Source organism: Armatimonadota bacterium, from assembly GCA_016223145.1.
Classification (GTDB): Bacteria; Armatimonadota; Fimbriimonadia; order Fimbriimonadales; family Fimbriimonadaceae; genus Nitrosymbiomonas.
Genome location: JACRPN010000009.1, coordinates 86,198 through 102,182, shown reverse-complemented (window position 1 = coordinate 102,182; position 15,985 = coordinate 86,198). Strand labels below are relative to the sequence as shown.

General features: G+C 63.1%; 17 protein-coding genes. 10 read left to right on the top strand and 7 right to left on the bottom strand.

Going from position 1 to position 15,985, the window contains the following annotated elements; translation table 11 throughout:
* Positions 1–4: 4 nt before the first annotated feature.
* The 4 genes from HZC36_07575 (at position 5) to HZC36_07560 (ending at position 4,159) form a co-directional block, all read left to right on the top strand.
* Entirely contained in the window at positions 5–898 is an 894-nt protein-coding gene (locus tag HZC36_07575) for a decaprenyl-phosphate phosphoribosyltransferase (GenBank protein MBI5706834.1), read from the top strand.
* A gap of 193 nt (positions 899–1,091) precedes the next feature.
* Positions 1,092–1,817, top strand: a complete 726-nt coding sequence (locus HZC36_07570; GenBank protein MBI5706833.1) for an SDR family NAD(P)-dependent oxidoreductase — start codon at positions 1,092–1,094, stop codon at positions 1,815–1,817.
* The gene (locus HZC36_07565) at positions 1,814–3,256 is read left to right on the top strand and encodes an FAD-binding oxidoreductase (GenBank protein ID MBI5706832.1); all 1,443 of its coding nucleotides are present in this window, start codon (positions 1,814–1,816) and stop codon (positions 3,254–3,256) included. Before HZC36_07570 ends, HZC36_07565 begins: the two co-directional genes overlap by 4 nt.
* A gap of 42 nt (positions 3,257–3,298) precedes the next feature.
* Positions 3,299–4,159 carry a tetratricopeptide repeat protein gene (locus tag HZC36_07560; protein MBI5706831.1) on the top strand — a complete coding sequence of 287 codons (861 nt, stop codon included), beginning with the start codon at positions 3,299–3,301 and terminating at the stop codon, positions 4,157–4,159.
* Between the two features lie 329 nt (positions 4,160–4,488).
* Here the strand turns inward: HZC36_07560 and HZC36_07555 are convergent, their stop codons facing one another.
* From HZC36_07555 to HZC36_07545, 3 genes are all read right to left on the bottom strand, one after another.
* On the bottom strand, positions 4,489–5,244 hold the full coding sequence (locus tag HZC36_07555) for a hypothetical protein (GenBank protein MBI5706830.1): 756 nt from the start codon (positions 5,242–5,244) through the stop codon (positions 4,489–4,491).
* A 106-nt stretch (positions 5,245–5,350) separates the two neighbouring features.
* Positions 5,351–5,695 (bottom strand): heavy metal-binding domain-containing protein, encoded by a 345-nt coding sequence (locus HZC36_07550; GenBank protein MBI5706829.1) that lies wholly within the window; start codon positions 5,693–5,695, stop codon positions 5,351–5,353.
* Positions 5,696–5,878: 183 nt separating this feature from the next.
* Positions 5,879–6,649 (bottom strand): hypothetical protein, encoded by a 771-nt coding sequence (locus tag HZC36_07545; GenBank protein ID MBI5706828.1) that lies wholly within the window; start codon positions 6,647–6,649, stop codon positions 5,879–5,881.
* Positions 6,650–6,762: 113 nt separating this feature from the next.
* On the opposite strand from HZC36_07545, the gene HZC36_07540 reads away from it, so the two are divergent.
* Positions 6,763–7,398 carry an O-methyltransferase gene (locus tag HZC36_07540; GenBank protein MBI5706827.1) on the top strand — a complete coding sequence of 212 codons (636 nt, stop codon included), beginning with the start codon at positions 6,763–6,765 and terminating at the stop codon, positions 7,396–7,398.
* A 9-nt stretch (positions 7,399–7,407) separates the two neighbouring features.
* Here HZC36_07540 and HZC36_07535 read toward each other — a convergent pair whose 3' ends face one another.
* The 3 genes from HZC36_07535 to HZC36_07525 form a co-directional block, all read right to left on the bottom strand.
* Positions 7,408–8,049, bottom strand: coding sequence for a hypothetical protein (locus HZC36_07535; protein MBI5706826.1), 642 nt, complete (start codon positions 8,047–8,049; stop codon positions 7,408–7,410).
* A 62-nt stretch (positions 8,050–8,111) separates the two neighbouring features.
* Positions 8,112–8,993: an HDOD domain-containing protein gene (locus HZC36_07530; GenBank protein ID MBI5706825.1), complete on the bottom strand. Its 882-nt coding sequence runs from the start codon at positions 8,991–8,993 to the stop codon at positions 8,112–8,114.
* Between the two features lie 61 nt (positions 8,994–9,054).
* Positions 9,055–9,615: a hypothetical protein gene (locus HZC36_07525; protein MBI5706824.1), complete on the bottom strand. Its 561-nt coding sequence runs from the start codon at positions 9,613–9,615 to the stop codon at positions 9,055–9,057.
* 146 nt (positions 9,616–9,761) lie between these two features.
* Here HZC36_07525 and HZC36_07520 point away from each other — a divergent pair, with 146 nt between their 5' ends.
* The 5 genes from HZC36_07520 to HZC36_07500 are packed head-to-tail and all read left to right on the top strand — an operon-like array spanning position 9,762 to position 13,351.
* Positions 9,762–10,178: a hypothetical protein gene (locus HZC36_07520; protein MBI5706823.1), complete on the top strand. Its 417-nt coding sequence runs from the start codon at positions 9,762–9,764 to the stop codon at positions 10,176–10,178.
* Positions 10,175–10,543, top strand: coding sequence for a prepilin-type N-terminal cleavage/methylation domain-containing protein (locus tag HZC36_07515; GenBank protein MBI5706822.1), 369 nt, complete (start codon positions 10,175–10,177; stop codon positions 10,541–10,543). Before HZC36_07520 ends, HZC36_07515 begins: the two co-directional genes overlap by 4 nt.
* 41 nt (positions 10,544–10,584) lie before the next feature.
* Entirely contained in the window at positions 10,585–11,946 is a 1,362-nt protein-coding gene (locus HZC36_07510; protein MBI5706821.1) for an acetyl-CoA carboxylase biotin carboxylase subunit, read from the top strand.
* Positions 11,936–12,487: a transcription antitermination factor NusB gene (gene nusB / locus HZC36_07505; GenBank protein MBI5706820.1), complete on the top strand. Its 552-nt coding sequence runs from the start codon at positions 11,936–11,938 to the stop codon at positions 12,485–12,487. Before HZC36_07510 ends, nusB begins: the two co-directional genes overlap by 11 nt.
* A 15-nt stretch (positions 12,488–12,502) precedes the next feature.
* Positions 12,503–13,351, top strand: coding sequence for a bifunctional 5,10-methylenetetrahydrofolate dehydrogenase/5,10-methenyltetrahydrofolate cyclohydrolase (locus tag HZC36_07500; GenBank protein MBI5706819.1), 849 nt, complete (start codon positions 12,503–12,505; stop codon positions 13,349–13,351).
* Between the two features lie 7 nt (positions 13,352–13,358).
* Here HZC36_07500 and HZC36_07495 read toward each other — a convergent pair whose 3' ends face one another.
* A complete protein-coding gene (locus tag HZC36_07495; GenBank protein MBI5706818.1) occupies positions 13,359–15,809 on the bottom strand; it encodes a glycoside hydrolase family 2 in 2,451 nt (816 codons plus the stop codon).
* Positions 15,810–15,985 lie beyond the last annotated feature (176 nt).

Below are 15,985 nucleotides of genomic sequence, written 5' to 3'. Positions count from 1 at the left end.
AGCTATGCGACTCGGGCCGGTGATCAGGCTGCTGCGCGTCAGGCAGTGGACCAAGAACCTGCTCGTGTTCGCCGCCTTCCTCTTTGCCGGCAAGTTCCGCGACCCTGAGGCCGTGCGCCTGGCGATCATCGCCTTTGGCGCGATGTGCCTGGTGAGCTCGGGGACGTACGCCGTCAACGACATCCTGGACGTCAACCGCGACCGCGAACACCCGGAGCGCAAGAACCGCCCTTTGGCCTCAGGCGCCCTTACGACCGGATCCGCCTGGATCATCGCCGCGATCTGTCTGGTGGGCGGCCTCGCGATGGGAGGCTTCTTGCTGAACACCTCGAGCCTCTCCATCCTCTGCGCTTACCTCCTGCTTCAGTCGCTCTACAACGCCGCGTTCAAGGCCGTGCCGGTCGCGGACGTGTTCCTGATCAGCACCGGGTTCGTGTTTCGCGCCGTGCTCGGCGCGGCGGCGATCTGGGTGCCGATTTCGGGCTGGCTGCTCTTCTGTACCGGTTCCCTGGCGCTCATGCTGGGCTTTGCCAAGCGACGGCACGAGTTCTTGCTGCAGGGCGACTCCAAGCTCGCGAGTCGTGAGAGTCTGGGAGGCTATTCGAAGGGAGCACTCGATGCGCTGGTCATCGCCACGGCGACCGCCAGCACCCTTTGCTATGGCATTTACGCCATCGAGAGCGAGACCGCCCGTAAGTTCCCTGCCCTGATCCTGAGCACGCTCTTTGTGGCCTATGGAATCGCCCGCTACCTTTTGCTCGTTTTCACGAAGGAGGAGGGCGGCGAGCCGGCGGACATCCTGCTGAGGGACCCGCACGTCCTTGCGAGCGTTGTGCTCTTTGTGGCGTCGGCGGTCTTTGCGCTCAGCGGCGTGCAGGTGCCGCTGCTGGACCGGTAAGGTGAATCTGTAGCCGCAGGTTCCTTGCCTGCGTATCGTTTTGATAGGGGTAGTTAAGGGTAGCCGCAGGCTTTGGCAGGGGTACAAGGGACTCGTGCGCAGGCACGGAACCTGCGGCTACAGGAGCCCTACGGGATTGCGAGGACGGAAGGAGTGCGCAGGCACGGAACCTGCGGCTACAGATAACGGGCCGATGAACTGGAACACGGCGATCGTGGTGGGAGCGTCCTCAGGGATCGGGGAGGCGCTGACGCGCCTGCTGGCCGAACGCGGCTGCAAGGTCGCCGCCATTGCACGTAGGGAAGACCGCCTCGAGAAACTTCGCGCCGAACTCCCTGACCGCGTCATCACTTTTGTCCACGACGTCCACGACACCGACGCCGTGCCGGATCTCTTTCAGGAGGCCACCAAACAGCTTGGCGGGCTGGATCTCATCATCTACGCCGCTGGGGTCATGCCTGATGTCGGCGCGCACGAATACGCCTTCGCCAAGGACCGCGAGATCGTCGACGTGAACCTGCTCGGCTGCATCGCCTGGATGAATCAGGCCGCCATCCGCTTCGAAGGCGCCAAACGCGGCACGATGGTCGCGCTCGGAAGCGTCGCCGGCGACCGGGGGCGCAGCGGCCAGCCGGTCTATAACACCAGTAAAGCCGCTGTCGCCACCTATATGGAGGCCCTCAGAAACCGATTGGCAAGGCAAGGGGTGACGGTGGTGACCGTCAAGCCCGGACCCACAGCCTCCGAGATGACCGACCATCTGCCTGCCTCTTCTCTCATGCCCACGCGCAAAGCGGCAGAGATCATTCTGAGGAAAGCCTCTCGGACAGGGGAGCACTACTTGAGCTTCAAGCATTGGCTGATCTTCGCGATCATCAAGCGCATTCCGAGCTTCATCTTCCGGAGGTTGAAACTGTGAAGGTCGAGGCTCCGATGGGGATGGGTCTGGGCGTCACGCCCGACCGAGTCGAACATGTCGCAGGGTTTGGGATGCTCGGCGGCGCCGACGCGTTTGTGTTCCGGCCAACCCGGGCCGAGGAGATCGCCGCCCTTTTCAACCTGGCGAGGGACACCGGCCGGAAAGTCTGCCTTCGGGGCGCTGGCCGAAGCTACGGCGATGCCAACTACCTTCCCGAATCCATCTTGATCGACCTCTGTCGGATGAACCGCATCCTTGGATGGGACCCCGAGACCGGGATCTTTGAAGGAGAAGGCGGCGTGACGATCGAGGAGGTCTGGCGCCACACGCTCGAAGACGGCTGGTGGCTCCCGGTGGTCAGCGGCACCATGTTCCCGACCCTCGGCGGCGCGCTTGCCATGAACATTCACGGCAAGAACAACTTCAGGGAAGGCACACTCGGCGAGCACGTGTTGGAGTTAGATCTGCTTTCGCCCGATGGCAAGCTGCGCACGCTGACGCCCACAGACCCGCTGTTCTTCGCGGCCATCTCGGGCGCAGGGCTGCTGGGCGCGATCGTGCGGGTGAAGCTCCAGCTGAAGAAGGTCGAATGCGGCGAGCTGCAAGTGTTGCCCGTGAGCTGCGCCAACTGGGAGGAGCAGTTCGCGGCGTTCGAGCAATACGAGTCCGAAGCCGACTACTTGGTGAGCTGGATCGACGCCTTCGGGCACGGCAAGTCGGCGGGCCGGGGGCTCATCCACGCGGCCTGGTACACGAAGGCCGAGAGTGCGCGCATGACCCTGCGCCCAAGCCATCAGGACCTGCCCGACACGGTCATGGGCATCTTCCCCAAGTCGGCGGTCTGGCGCAAGCTGCGCTGGTTCAACCGGCGCTTTGGGATGCGGCTGATCAACGCCGCCAAGAGCTTTGCCGGACGAAAGGTGGGCGACGGCAAGCCCTATAGCGATACTCTGGTGGGCTTCTCGTTTCTGTTGGATTACGTGCCGAACTGGCGTTGGGCCTACCTGCCGGATGGGTTCATCCAGTACCAGAGCTTCGTCCCGAAGGAGCACGCACGCTACGTGTTCGGGCGGCAGCTTCAGATGCAGAGGGAGGCGAGGCTTGAGAGTTTCCTGGTGGTCATGAAGCGTCACCGGCCGGATCCGTTTTTGCTTTCGCACGGGGTAGACGGCTACTCGCTGGCGATGGACTTCAAGGTCACGCAGGCGAACCGGGAGCGGCTCTGGGACCTCTGCCACCGGATGAACGACCTGGTGCTGGAGTCGAAAGGGCGGTTCTATCTGGCAAAGGACTCGACGCTGCGTCCCTCGGATGTGGAGAGGTATCTGGGAGCCGAGGCTCTGGCCTCACTGCGATCTTTCAAGTCGGAACTTGACCCAGATGGGGTTCTGTCGAGTGCATTGGCGGAGAGGCTTGGGCTTGGTGGCAAGGCTCGATAGCTACGCACCGCAAACAGTGCGTTCAGGTAAAAGAGTCTCCCAATGGAACCTGCCCTTCCCCGACTCCTTGACCTCTGGGACTTCAACGATCCCGCAGCCAGCGAAGCCCGGTTCGTGGAGGCTGAAGCCCAGGCGCGGACAAAAGGCGAGGAAGCCTATGCCTGGGAAGCCAAGACCCAGGTGGCGCGGGCCCTGGGCCTCCAGCGGCGGTTCGAAGAGGCTCATGCCGCACTGGAAGAAGTACGGCCGCACGTGGACTTGAGCCCGAAGGTTAAAGTCCGGTACCTGCTGGAGCGGGGGCGGGTGCTCAACTCTTCGGGAGACCCGGCGGCCGCATCCCCGCTCTTTCAGGAGGCGTTCCTCGTGGCGCAGGCCGCGGGCGAGGAGTTCCTCGGCGTGGATGCCGCACACATGATGGGGATCGTGACCTCGGGCGAGGAAAGCGTCAATTGGAACCTGAAAGCGTTGGAATTGGCGCGAGCGGCGCAGGATCCCGCCGCGCGGAACTGGCGGGGTTCGCTCCTGAACAACCTGGGCTGGACCTATCATGGGCAAAACCGCTACGACGAAGCGCTTGCGCTGTTTGAAGAGGCGCTGGCCTTCCGCATCGAGCAAGGCAAACCCGACCCGGTGCGCATCGCCAAGTGGTGCGTCGCGCGGTGCAAGCGCTCGCTTGGACGAATCGAGGAGGCCCTTGAAGAGCAGCGCGCCCTGAGTCAGGAAATCGCCGGCCAGCAGGATGGCTACGGCCAGGAGGAGATTGCCGAGTGCCTGTTGGCGCTATGCAGGGCGGAGGAGGCGAAACCGTACTTCGCGCGGGCCTATGAGCTGCTCTCGGCGGACCCGTGGCTCGTCGCCAACGAGCAAGAGCGGTTGGCGAGGATGGAGGGGCTCTCGAAGTAGGGCCGGGCTCAATATTCCTTGACCACCAAGCCCCCCCTCTCACCCGGCATTCGGAACATATCGGGCAAGTGACCCCTCACTCGGTTCACTTCGTTCACCGACCTCTCCCTTCCCGACCCGTCGGGACTCGGAAGCAAGGGGCGAGGTGGATTTCGGGCCCGGAACCTCCACCCCCTTACCCTCCCGTGAGGCGCGGGATCTTCGCCCCCCCTATCCCGAAGATCGGGACAAGGGGAGGGGGATCGCCTCTGCTCATGTGAGAGACAAACCGCCTCTCCACCCGTGGGAGAGGCCGGTGAGCGAAGCGAACCGGGTGAGGGGGAAATCCCCTACTTCTTCCCGATCCTGATCTGCTCGAAGTTGAAGGCCGGGCCGAGGAGGTCGTCCCACTTCTTCTTCTGCTCGGCGGAGAGCATGCCGATGATCTTCGCATTCGACTCTTCGCGGGCTTTCATCATCTTCTCGCGAATCTGGGCCATCGCGCCCTGACGATCGGCGCCCTGGCCGGTCCGCGCGGCTTGCATGGCCTCGCGCAGCGAGGCGAAGCTTTCTTGCTGGATCTGACGGATCTTGTCCTTCTGCTCCTGGCTCAGGCCGACCCTGTCGGCGACGTCCGGCCGCACGAGCGCCGCAGCGCCCTGCTGCTGAAGTTGCAGTTGCTGGAACCGGGCGAACTGCTTTTCGTCCAGGATCTCCTTGACCTGCTTCTCGACTTCCTGCTGACGGTTTCCGAGGAGTTGGCGCACGTCTTGTCCAGCACCGCCCCCGGCACCCTGGCGCCTCTGGCCTTGGGCTGCGCCCCTAGCTTGTTGGCGGTTGGCGCCAAACGCCGTCTTCGCTTTCTCGACCTGTTCAGGCGTCATCTTGAGTTCTTTCTGCACGGCTTCGTTGAGCAGAAGGCCTGGTCCGGCCATCTGAAGCTGTCCCTGAAAGCCTTGGCGCTGTTGGCGCTGCTGCCTTTGCTGGGCGCCACCCTTCTGATCGTTGCCTTGAGTGGTGCTGGTCGTGCCTGCGCCTTGGGCCAGGGCGGTCGTGAGCGATACGGCAACCGCTCCAATCGTCATCCAAGTTCGTGTGTTCATCATTCGATCTCCTTTGTCGCCCAGCTCAGGGCGAGATCTATCAAGCCAAGACGACGCCTGGGTTTGAGGGTTCATTGGTCCCAGGGCGCGCCCACCGATGGATGGGATGTCAGGGCTGAGGGATCGGCTCGATGTAGCAGGCAGTACCGTAGGCGATAACCTCGGTGACGCCCGACGTAATCTCATTCGCGTCGTACCGCATCGCGATGATCGCGTTGGCGCCAATGGCGGCCGCATGCTGGATCATCAGCTCATAGGCCTCGGCGCGGGCCGTTTCGGCGAGCTCCGTGTAGAGCGTGATGTTGCCTCCAAAGAGCGTCTGGATTCCCGCGCCGAAGCTGCCGATGACCGATCGGCTTCGGACCGTGATGCCTCGGACGACCCCAAAGCCCCGCACAACCCGATAGCCGTCGAACGCATTGGATGTGGTGACCCATTGGTGGATGTCTGCCATGGTTCTGCTTGTTCGACGCCGGTGGAGAATTCCCTGCGAATATGTTGTCGGAGGGGTTCGAGATCATTTCGGCGCGGGCCAAGCCACCCGAGCCGCCAACAAGCTCAAGAAAACTCCATCCCAATTGGAAAAAGGCCGCGCGGTGAATCCGCACGGCCCTTTCTGGAGGTCAGTTGACGAGAACTACATCTGCAGCTTGAAAGGGGATCCGAGCATGGACTCCCATTTCTTCTTCTGCTGAGGCGTGAGGACCGCCATGACCTTCTTGTTGGTTTCCTCGCGCATCTTCTGGAACTGCGCCATCATGTTGCCGCCTCCAGCCGGAGGGCCACCGGGGCCCCTGCCGCCTCCGCCAGGCCCGCCCATCTGGCCGCGCATGGACTCAAACTGCTTCTGCTGGATGTCGCGAATCTGCTTGACCTGCTTGTCGGTGATGCCGACCTGCTTGGCGATGTCGGGCCGCGTGAGCGCCCCTGCACCCCCGATCTGCAACGTGATCTGCTGATAACGCGCGAACTGGGTCGCATTGATCACGCTCTTGATCTGCTTCTCCATGTCGAGACGTCGCTGCTCGCGCTGAGCGTCAGTCATTCCGCCGCCTCCGGGTCCGCCTTGGCCCCTACCACCGGCAGCTCCACCGCCACCAGGTCCGCCGCCTCCGGGTCCGCGCCCCGCTCCCCCGCCGGCGCCCTCACCAAAGGTCTTCTGAGCCTTGTCGATCTGGGCTTTGGTCATCTTGAGCTCTTTCTGAACCGAGGCGTTGAGAAGAAGGCGTCCGCCGCCAGCGCGACCCATGCCGCCCATGCGCATGCCGCCTTGGCCGCCGGGTCCGCCCATTCGCGCACCGCCCGCTCCTCCGGGTCCGCCTTGGCCCCTGGCGCCGGCTGCGCCGCCGCCTTGGGCATAGATCGACGAGATTGCCAACGCCAACACGCCGGCCGCTAAAATTCGCATGATTTTCATTGCTATTCGCTCCGTGAGGTCCAATCAGACACTAGAACACTTACGTGGCTCAAACGGTTCATTGCGCCGATTGTTCACGGTGGGTTCAGGGTAGATTCCGGCGGATGGACCTCTATTGCCCGGAACTCAAGCCCTATCTTGACGCCATGACTCCCGGCCGCCCCGCCGAGATGCAGCGCATGGAGGCCTATGCCCAGGAGCACGGCTTTCCGATCATCGGCCCAGCCGCAGGCCACTTCTGCTACCAGGTTGCGCGTATGGTGGGCGCCAAGAGGGTCTTTGAGCTGGGTTCGGGCTATGGCTACTCCACGGCCTGGTTCTGCAAGGCGGTCGAGGAGAACGGCGGCGGAACGGTCGACCACGTGGTCTGGGACAAGGACCTCTCGGCGATGGCCCGCGAGCATCTGGCGAACCTGGGCTACAGCGAGATGGTGCGCTACACCGTGGGCGAGGCCGTCGCAGCGCTCAAGAAGGCGGAGGGTCCGTTCGACGTCATCTTCAACGACATCGACAAGGCCGGATACCCGGCTTCCCTGCCCGTGATCGCCGAGAAACTGAGGCCAGGCGGCGTACTGCTCATGGACAACATGCTGTGGTCCGGGCGCATCTTCGACCCTTCGGATAAGTCCGAGGCGACGGAGGGCATTCGCACCGCGACCCGGCTCCTGGTCCACGATCCGGCGTGGGACGTGTCGATCGTTCCAATCCGGGACGGGCTGATCGTGGCGATGAAGCTCTAGTTCAAGGCTTCACCCGTGCCTGCGCAAGGCGACCGCGACTCGAAAGCCCTCGATTTCCCAAAGCCTTGACGCGTATCGGCGGGTTGGAGAGTCGATCCCGATGTGGGACCTCGACTCAAACGGCCCGACGCGATACTCCGCGAACGCCGTGTCGCCCTCAAGCCCGTCGGCCTTGTGGCATGCCTCTTTGAGCGTCCAAAGGTCCAATGTCTCCAGGCTCGGCGGGTCCTCTTGATGGCGTACCCGGGCGTCCAGCTTCGTTGATGTTGCTCGCAACGAGGGTTCGATATCGATCCCAATGCCGTCGAACCGCAACGGGAGACCTGCCTGGAGAATTGCGGCCGCACCTGCGCCCTGGGTATGTGCCAAGCTCGCTTGGATGCTCTGCTCCTTCGTTGAGGCTGGTATGCAGCCCTCAAGAAGCTGCAGCAGGGCCATCCGAGACAGGGCCCAACCCGCCAGGCGGCTCACGTGCGATTCCTCAGGGAGCCGCACGAATCGATCCCAGAGCTTTCCGCCATCAGCGCGTTGCCTTTCTTCACCCACCACCCTCGCTGCTTGGAGCAAGCGTGCGCGCAGCGCCTCGCACTCATGATGCGATACGTTGGGTGTTCCGGCCACGACGACGACCCGCGAGCCGAAAGGCCCCAAGATGGATTTCGAGGTTGGAGGCAGAATGCTGCGCGCGTCGATGCGACTATTGTGAAGCGTCGCTAAGCGGCGCGCTGCTGGCCTGCGCTGATGCCATACGCATGCTCGGCATCGGCAAAGGCCGAGGCGCACTCCTCGACCAACTGCTCGTAGGCATCCGGCTGAATGCCCAACCGTCGAAGGCTGTCTGGGCTCGAGGGATGCAGCATCCCAAGCTCTGGGATCCCAAGATCCATCGCGAAGACCAACTGCTCGCCAACGTGAACACAATCCACCAAGTTTTGGTGGGCCGTCGCCTCGTTCGGAGCGTGATGAAAGCGGATGCAAGCCGTCAAGCCCGCGGGAAGGTTCCATTGTTCGGCAAGATAGCTACCGACTTCGCAGTGGTCAAAACCGAATGTGGCCCTCTCGATCTCACTAAAGGTGGCTTTGGATTGCTTGGCGTGGGTGACCAAGACGCCGCTTCTGCCCTCGAGCCGTGCGCTCAGCGCGACGAGGCCCAGATTGTGGATGAGGCCGGCCGTGAACGCTGCCTCGGGGTCCACTTCGCCGTTCAGCTTTGCGACAACCTTTGCGGCAACACCGGTGCCAAAGGCGTGCTTCCACATTTCGGCGGGACCAATGCCGTAGCCGGGGAACGACCTGGAAAGCCAAGGGAACGAGGAAGCGATCACTGCCAGGTTCCTGACCGTTCGGTTCCCGAGGATGATCACGGCCTCGTTGATATCACTGACCTGTCGCGTGAGGCCATAGTAGGCGCTGTTAGAGAGCCGCAGGACACGCGTCGCCAGGGACTGGTCCTGCACCAAATACTTCGAAATGGACCTCGCGTTGGCCACGGCGGAGTCCGTTTCCCGAATGACCGCCAGGGCGGCTGCCGGCATGGTGGGCAAGTCCGAAATGTCGGCAACAAGCCGTTCGATGGTCGGTGCAGTCGTGTTCATGCGCTCACTCCGATTCTCGGTGCGTTTTTGAGAGAACTTCAGAAAGCGTCTGAAGTTTTGGTCAGGCGGCGGCTTCCAAGCAAAGGCCTTGCTGAAGCATGAAGAGGTCGGAGGAGGGCGCCAGGAGCGCGACGCTGATTCGATAGGGGTGCGGTCCGTGGCTCAAGACGGCCTCAAAGCTCCATGCCGCTGCGGGGTCTGCCCAATCCTCGGGCAGGCAGCATGGGCCTTCCTTGAGGCGCATCTGGGATCCCCAGAACGGGATTTGGGAGAGATCGGCAAGCGCCGTGATGAAGCAGTTCGACAAGGCCTCGGCGACCAGTTCGTAGCGCAACAGGGGGATTTCCGGGGCGTTTTTGAGGCCTTGAGGCGGCCACACCACGCACCGTCCCTCAAGTTCACCGCCGATGATAGCGCAAAGGCAGGGCCCTTCTGAGGCTACGCGCCCGAGAAGGCATGGAAGCTCCTCGGAGCCAACTGCCTTCGCGGAGCTAAAGCTCAGCTCCCACTCGCCCCCAAAGATGGCGGCGTAGATCTCGGATGCCGAAGCAGACGCCCGCTCTGCCGCCCGGCGAATGGCGGCGTACTCGAAGAGTCCGCCTTGTCCGTTCAATCCCCTCATGAATGCCCCCGGGGAACCCGTCGCGGCAATCGCCGCCGGGTCTCCAGGAAAGCCATTCCACGCGGCAATAGAGTGGCGACCCGGTAACGTTGCCGGTTGCGCGGGCCGCGATAGGGCAAGGTGCCGGTCCCGGTACACTGTCGCGCATGACGGATCACGCGGGAGACGCCATCGTGGCGGCGCTGACGACGGCCCGCAAGCACGGCTTCAGCGAGGTCGAACTCGAAGCCGACGGCGTCAAGTTCAAAGCCAAGCTGGTTCCCGGCGCGCCCGCTCCGCGACCCGCTGTCGGCGCTCAGGGCCAGGCATCAGCTTTGGTCGACGCCGGCCCGCGCGAAGTGGCCATCTCGGCGCCGTGTGTCGGGTTTTTTCAATCCGCCAACGACTCCCTCTCCCAGGGCTGCACGATCCAGGCGGGTGAAATCGTGGCGACCGTTCAAGCCCTCGGCATCGCCAACGACGTGGTCGCTCCCGAGGGCGGCGAGGTCATGGAGATACTGGTTCGAGCCGGAGACCCGGTCCAATTCGGCCAGCCGATCGCCCTCCTGAAGGTGGAAGCATGAAGAAAAACGCAGGACAGACGCTTGTAGCGACGATGATCGCGCTGGTGATCATCTGCATTCTCGCCGGCGTGTACTTCGTCGGCACGGGCAGCTCCACCAAGAGCGCCCGCCCAGACGGCAAAGGGCAGACTTTGGTCGGGCAAGCCATCTATAAAGCGCGGGACGAGGTCTGCCGGAGCAACATCAATCAGCTCCGCCAGTCGCTACAGATCGCTTGGACCGCCGGCGAGGCGTATCCGTCGACGATCCAGGAGACCCGCCTCGGCGAAGACTTCTACAAGTGCCCGCTCGGCAAGGAGCCTTACGACTACAATCCCCAGACCGGCGAGGTGCACTGTAAGCACCCCGGACACGAGAAGTTCTGAGCCTGACCCCCGCGCGTCGCTTTCCAAAATCCCGATAGCCCATGTTCAAGAAAGTCCTGATTGCCAATCGAGGAGAGATCGCCTGCAGGGTCATCCGCGCCTGCCGTGAGATGGGTGTGCAGAGCGTCGCCATTTACTCTCAGGCGGACGCCGAGAGCCTCCACGTCAAGCTCGCCGACGAGTCGGTCTGCGTGGGCGCCGGCACCAACTCGGAAAGTTATCTGAACCTGGCCAACGTGCTGATGGCCACCCAGATCTCCAAGGCGGAGGCGGTCCATCCCGGCTACGGCTATTTCAGCGAGCGGTCTTCCTTTGCCGAGGCCCTCGAATCGCTGGGGGTCAAGTTCATCGGCCCGCCGGTCAAAGCCATCGAGGCGATGGGCGACAAAGCCCGCGCCAAACACGCCGCAATCGAATCGGGATGCCCCGTGGTCCCTGGAAGCGAGGGCGCGGTCCCGAACGAAACGGAGGCCCTAAAAATCGCCGAGCAGATAGGCTTTCCGGTGCTCCTCAAGGCCGTCGCCGGAGGGGGTGGGCGCGGCATTCGGCGGGTGGACACCCCAGACGAACTCATCGCAGCCTGGCCCCAAGCCTCGGGCGAGGCCTTGGCCAGCTTCGGAAGCGGCGAGATGCTGGTCGAAAAGTGTGTGGTCGAGCCGAGGCACGTCGAAATCCAGGTCATCGGCGACACGCATGGGAACATGGTGCACCTCGGCGAGCGCGAGTGCTCTGTTCAGAACCTGCGGCACCAGAAGCTCCTGGAAGAGGCGCCCTTCGCGGACCTGCCCGACCAGCTACGCCGGAAGATGGGTGAAGCAGCGGTCAAAGTGGCGTGGTCGGTCGGCTATCAGAACGCCGGCACGGTGGAGTTTCTGGTGGATGCGGGGGGCAACTTTTACTTCCTGGAGATGAACACGCGCCTTCAGGTGGAGCATCCGGTCACCGAGGAAGTGACCGGCATCGACATCGTTCAGACGATGCTCAAGGTGGCGGCCGGCGAGCGGCTTCCCTTCAAGCAGGACGACATCAAACTCACGGGCCATGCCATTGAGGCGCGGATCACGGCCCAGGACCCCGATAAAGACTTCCACCCCAGTACCGGGCTCATCACCGGCTGGCGCGATCCCGGCGGCCATGGCATCCGCATGGAGACCCACTGCTATGCGGGCCTCTCGGTGAGCCCCTACTACGACCCCCTGCTCGCCAAGCTGATCGTCAGCGGAAAGGACCGCGCTGAGGCCGTGCGCCGGCTGCAATCGGCCCTCTACGAGTTCCACGTGGACGGCATCGCCACCAACATCGGCTTCCTTCAGCGGCTGGTCGCGCACCCGGACTATGTCTCCGGCAACCTGTCCACCGCCTTTGTGCCCTCGTTCTTGAATGAAGGGGCCTATGCCGGTTAAGAGCCGAAGGCCCGCGCGGGTCGCAGCGCTTCGCGCCCTGTATCAAATGGGCATCGCGCGGGTCCGCGCCGACGATGCGATCCAGCAGATTCGAGAGGAGTCGGAGATGGACGCCGAACTCGTCGAATACGCCGAGCGACTTGTGCGCGGCGTCGCAACAGAGTCCTCAGCGATCCGTGACGTGATCGAAACGCGTCTGACCGGCTGGGACTACGACCGTCTGGCCGCTGTGGACAGAACGATCCTTCGAGTCGGGGTCTATGAGCTTCTTCACGTGCCCGAAGTGCCACCGGTCGTGGTGCTGAATGAGGCTGTGGAGCTTGCCAAGAAATACAGCACCGCCGAAAGCGGCAAGTTCGTCAATGGAGTTCTTGCCCGGGTGATGGCCGACTTCCCGCGCGCTGCCACACAAGAGACCGAAGAACCCGCGCCTGAAACCGACGAGCATGTCCCCGAGGAACTCGTAGAACAGGGTAGCGGTGAGTGGGAAGCCCTGGAGGCCAGCGGCGCGATGAAGCCCCTCCGCAAGGATGCCCCCTGAATGGAAAGCGCGACCATGAACGCCCGGATTCTCGACGGCAAAGCTCTCTCGACCCTCGTCCGCGAAGACGTGAAAAAGCGAGTCGACAAGCTGTTGGCGCGCGGCATTCAGCCCCGACTCGACGTGCTGGTGGCCGCGCAGGATGAGGCGAGCTTGGCCTATGTCAAGATGAAGCGCGCATGGTGCGCCAAGGCGGGGATCGTGTCGAACAGCACCTCCGTAGACGCCACCTGGAGCCAGGCGCAGTTCATCGAGACGATCCATGAACTGAATGAGAACCCGGCGGTGCACGGCGTACTCATCCAGCACCCGCTTCCCGCCCACCTGGACGAAAAGGAAGCGCTCCTAACCCTTGGCCCGGAGAAGGACGTGGACGGCATCACGCCGGCATCTCTTGGCCGGCTGGTCGCCGATCTGCCCGGTTTTCGCTGTGCCACGCCCCTCGGCATCATGACGATGCTGGACCATTACGGCATCGAGTGCGCGGGCAAGAACGCCGTCGTCATCGGCCGAAGCGTCATCCTGGGCAAACCCGCCGCTCTGATGCTCTTGCAGAAGAACGCGACCGTCACGGTGGCCCACAGCAAGACCAAGAACCTTCCAGACCTCTGCCGGACCGCCGACATCCTGGTCGCCGCCGTCGGCCGCCCTGAATTTGTGAAGGGCGACTGGGTGAAACCCGGCGCAGTGGTCGTCGATGCGGGCTACAACAAGGTCGAGGGCCGGAGCCACGACGTGGGCGACGTGGAGTTTGAAGGCGCGGCCGGGCGCGCGTCGTGGATCACACCGGTGCCCGGCGGTGTCGGGCCGATGACGGTCGCCAGCCTCCTCAGCAACGCCGTTTCAGCCGCCGAGCTTCGCTGACGCGAGCTTAGTCCAACACGTCCACGATGCCGACGTCGATGAACTGCCCGCCACCGGTCTGAAGGCACTTGACCGCCAGCACATGCTTGCCGGGCGTAAGGTCAACCCCAGGAATTGGCGCCAGCACGTAGCCCGTGGTGTAGCCCGACAGCTTCGCGATCAGTTTGCCGTCCAGATACACCTCGGCGTCCTCGTCGTGGTGGATGCGAAGGTGCGGGTTTCGGAACGGCCTGACGCGAGCCTCCTTTCCTGCTGGCTTGCCCGAGGGTGGCGGAGCCGGCGCCTTGATTTCGATGGTGCGCCTCATCCAGACGGCTGGGGTGTTCCAGACGGTCCCGACGATCGCGCCAGGGGTTATCTCGGTCCCGAAGCCGCCTTTGCCCTTCTTCCACGAGCTATCGTTGAAAGCGGGTTTGGCCCAGGCCAAGTCGGACGTGTCTGACGGGTCGGACAGGTCGGACCTACTGGTGGTGTAAGCCCACTCCTGAGCTCTCGCCTCGCTCGTGGGAACGAGCACCGACACCTTCGGCGGCGGCAGAAAGAGCTTCTTGACGGCCTTGGCGACGCGATCGGCATCCGGCTTGATCAGCTCGCGGTCATAGGTCATTAGGCCGTTCAACTCGGTTTCGACGTCGGTGGTTTGGGTGTAAACCGCGCCGGAAAGCCCACCGTCCTGCATCAGCCGGAGGTTCGCAAACAAAGTCTCCAGCCCCGCCGTGAGTTCTTCCTTGTTCGTATAGGTGCGGTAGCCCCAGCCCGTGGCCTTCCACATGTGCCCGGGCACGGGAAGCCCCAGCCCGCCAAACTCGCCAAGAAACGCTGCCCGCTTGGGCTCGGGGCGAGGGGCGCCGGGGCCCGGATAGACGTGAATGTCGTGCATGTCGCCGACACCTCGATCGGTCCAGCCGCTCGCAGAGTCCACGAGCCGCGTGGGGTCCAGCTTCTTGATCCAGCTCGCGATGCGCGGCGTGTCCCACTGGCCCCAGCCCTCGTTGTAAGGCACCCAGCCGACGATGCAGGGGTGATTGCCGCGTTCCTCGATCATCGCCTTGAGCTCGGTCTCGAACTGCCGCGCCGACTCCGGGGTTCGGGCGATATCGGGGTCGTTACCGCCGATGTATTTGTCGCCGGAAGGCATGTCTTGAAAGACCAGAATGCCCATCTTGTCGCAGTGGTAGTACCATCGGTCGGGCTCGACCTTCACGTGCTTTCGGATGAAATTGAAGCCGAGTCTCTTGGTGATTTCGAGGTCGTACTTCAGCGCTGCGTCGGAGGGGGCGGTGTAGAGCCCGTCCGGCCAGAAGCCCTGGTCGAGCGGCCCGACCATGAAGCAAGGCTTGCCGTTCAGGAGAAAACGGGTGCGCCCGTTTGCGTCTTTGCCGAGAGTGACGGAGCGGAAGGCGAAGTAGCCCTCAAACGTGTCCAACAATACGCGACGCACGTCTTTGGGTCCCAGCACGGACCGATTCCAAAGCTCTATTCTGTAACGATAGAGGATGGGCCTTTCAGGGCTCCAAAGTATCGGGTCGCTCTGGTTGAACGACAGACGGGCGGAATCCGAAGAAGCGATGTCGGATTGACCGGTATAAGAACTTGTCGCGGAGTTTGGCGGGGCTTTGCTCCAATCTGCTGTGGCCTTGGGAGCCGAAATGAAGAGCTGCACGTCTGGGAGCGGCATTCTCTTGCCGCCGTAGGTGAGTTCGATTTCTACCGAATTGCTAGTGGAGGAGACCCTCTGGGTCGCAACAAATGTCTGCCCAACCGGCTCCAGCCAGACCGTCTGCCAGATGCCCGACGTCGGGGTGTACCAGATCCCCTCGTTCCTGAGGTACTGCTTGCCGTGAGGCTGCGTGCCCGTCTCAGAAGGGTCCCAGACTCGGACTTCAAGCTCATTGTCTCCCACCCCAACCCCTCCCTCATTTTCCGCGCCGGAGCGCGAAAGACGAGGGAGGGGCTTTCCGGATTTCAGGAAGTCGGTCACATCAAACGTGAACCCGTCGTAGCCGCCTCGGTGGGTGCCCACCACCTTGCCGTTCACCAGCACCGTGGCATCAAAATCCACCGCGCCGAAATGCAGCAAGGTCCGTTTGCCCTTCCACTTTTCAGGGACCCGGAACGTTCTGCGGTACACCAGGAGGTCGTTTGGCTCCACCCGCTGCATGACCCCCGAGAGGGCCGACTCAACGGGGTAAGGAACGAGAATCTTGCCGGAATAGCTGGGCGTCCCCTGTCCCTTGGTCCCCTTGTCCCTCTGTCCCTTTAGGATCTCCAAATCCCACAGCCCGTTCAGGTTCAGCCAGTCCTTGCGGACCATCTGCGGCCGGGGGTACTCGGGCAGGGCGTTTTGGGGCGAGACCTCCTTGGCCCAGCGAGTCATAATCGGCGCCTTCTTCTGGGACCACTGTGGCTCGGCGAGATCGGCTGGGCGGCTATCGGGTGCAGGCAGGGTAAGGAACATGCTCGTAGCAAGCAGACAGATCACGTTTCCTGGTTCGCCACGCAAGGTTGCCGGTCCTGCATTTTAGGTTCCCTTGATGCCAAACTGAAAATGAACCGCGCCCCGTGCGAGGTGACCATGAAAGCTCAAAAGCTGTGTGGCCGGGAACTCCCGGCCGGAAACGCTGCAAAGGCTCC

Coding starts and splice junctions, on each gene's coding strand:
- HZC36_07550 (MBI5706829.1), bottom strand. CDS start 5,695: ATGGCAGACATCCACCAATGGGTCACCACATCCAATGCGTTCGACGGC.
- HZC36_07525 (MBI5706824.1), bottom strand. CDS start 9,615: ATGAGGGGATTGAACGGACAAGGCGGACTCTTCGAGTACGCCGCCATT.
- HZC36_07575 (MBI5706834.1), top strand. CDS start 5: ATGCGACTCGGGCCGGTGATCAGGCTGCTGCGCGTCAGGCAGTGGACC.
- HZC36_07520 (MBI5706823.1), top strand. CDS start 9,762: ATGACGGATCACGCGGGAGACGCCATCGTGGCGGCGCTGACGACGGCC.
- HZC36_07500 (MBI5706819.1), top strand. CDS start 12,503: ATGAACGCCCGGATTCTCGACGGCAAAGCTCTCTCGACCCTCGTCCGC.
- HZC36_07510 (MBI5706821.1), top strand. CDS start 10,585: ATGTTCAAGAAAGTCCTGATTGCCAATCGAGGAGAGATCGCCTGCAGG.
- nusB (MBI5706820.1), top strand. CDS start 11,936: ATGCCGGTTAAGAGCCGAAGGCCCGCGCGGGTCGCAGCGCTTCGCGCC.
- HZC36_07540 (MBI5706827.1), top strand. CDS start 6,763: ATGGACCTCTATTGCCCGGAACTCAAGCCCTATCTTGACGCCATGACT.
- HZC36_07495 (MBI5706818.1), bottom strand. CDS start 15,809: ATGTTCCTTACCCTGCCTGCACCCGATAGCCGCCCAGCCGATCTCGCC.
- HZC36_07570 (MBI5706833.1), top strand. CDS start 1,092: ATGAACTGGAACACGGCGATCGTGGTGGGAGCGTCCTCAGGGATCGGG.
- HZC36_07555 (MBI5706830.1), bottom strand. CDS start 5,244: ATGATGAACACACGAACTTGGATGACGATTGGAGCGGTTGCCGTATCG.
- HZC36_07515 (MBI5706822.1), top strand. CDS start 10,175: ATGAAGAAAAACGCAGGACAGACGCTTGTAGCGACGATGATCGCGCTG.
- HZC36_07545 (MBI5706828.1), bottom strand. CDS start 6,649: ATGCGAATTTTAGCGGCCGGCGTGTTGGCGTTGGCAATCTCGTCGATC.
- HZC36_07560 (MBI5706831.1), top strand. CDS start 3,299: ATGGAACCTGCCCTTCCCCGACTCCTTGACCTCTGGGACTTCAACGAT.
- HZC36_07530 (MBI5706825.1), bottom strand. CDS start 8,993: ATGAACACGACTGCACCGACCATCGAACGGCTTGTTGCCGACATTTCG.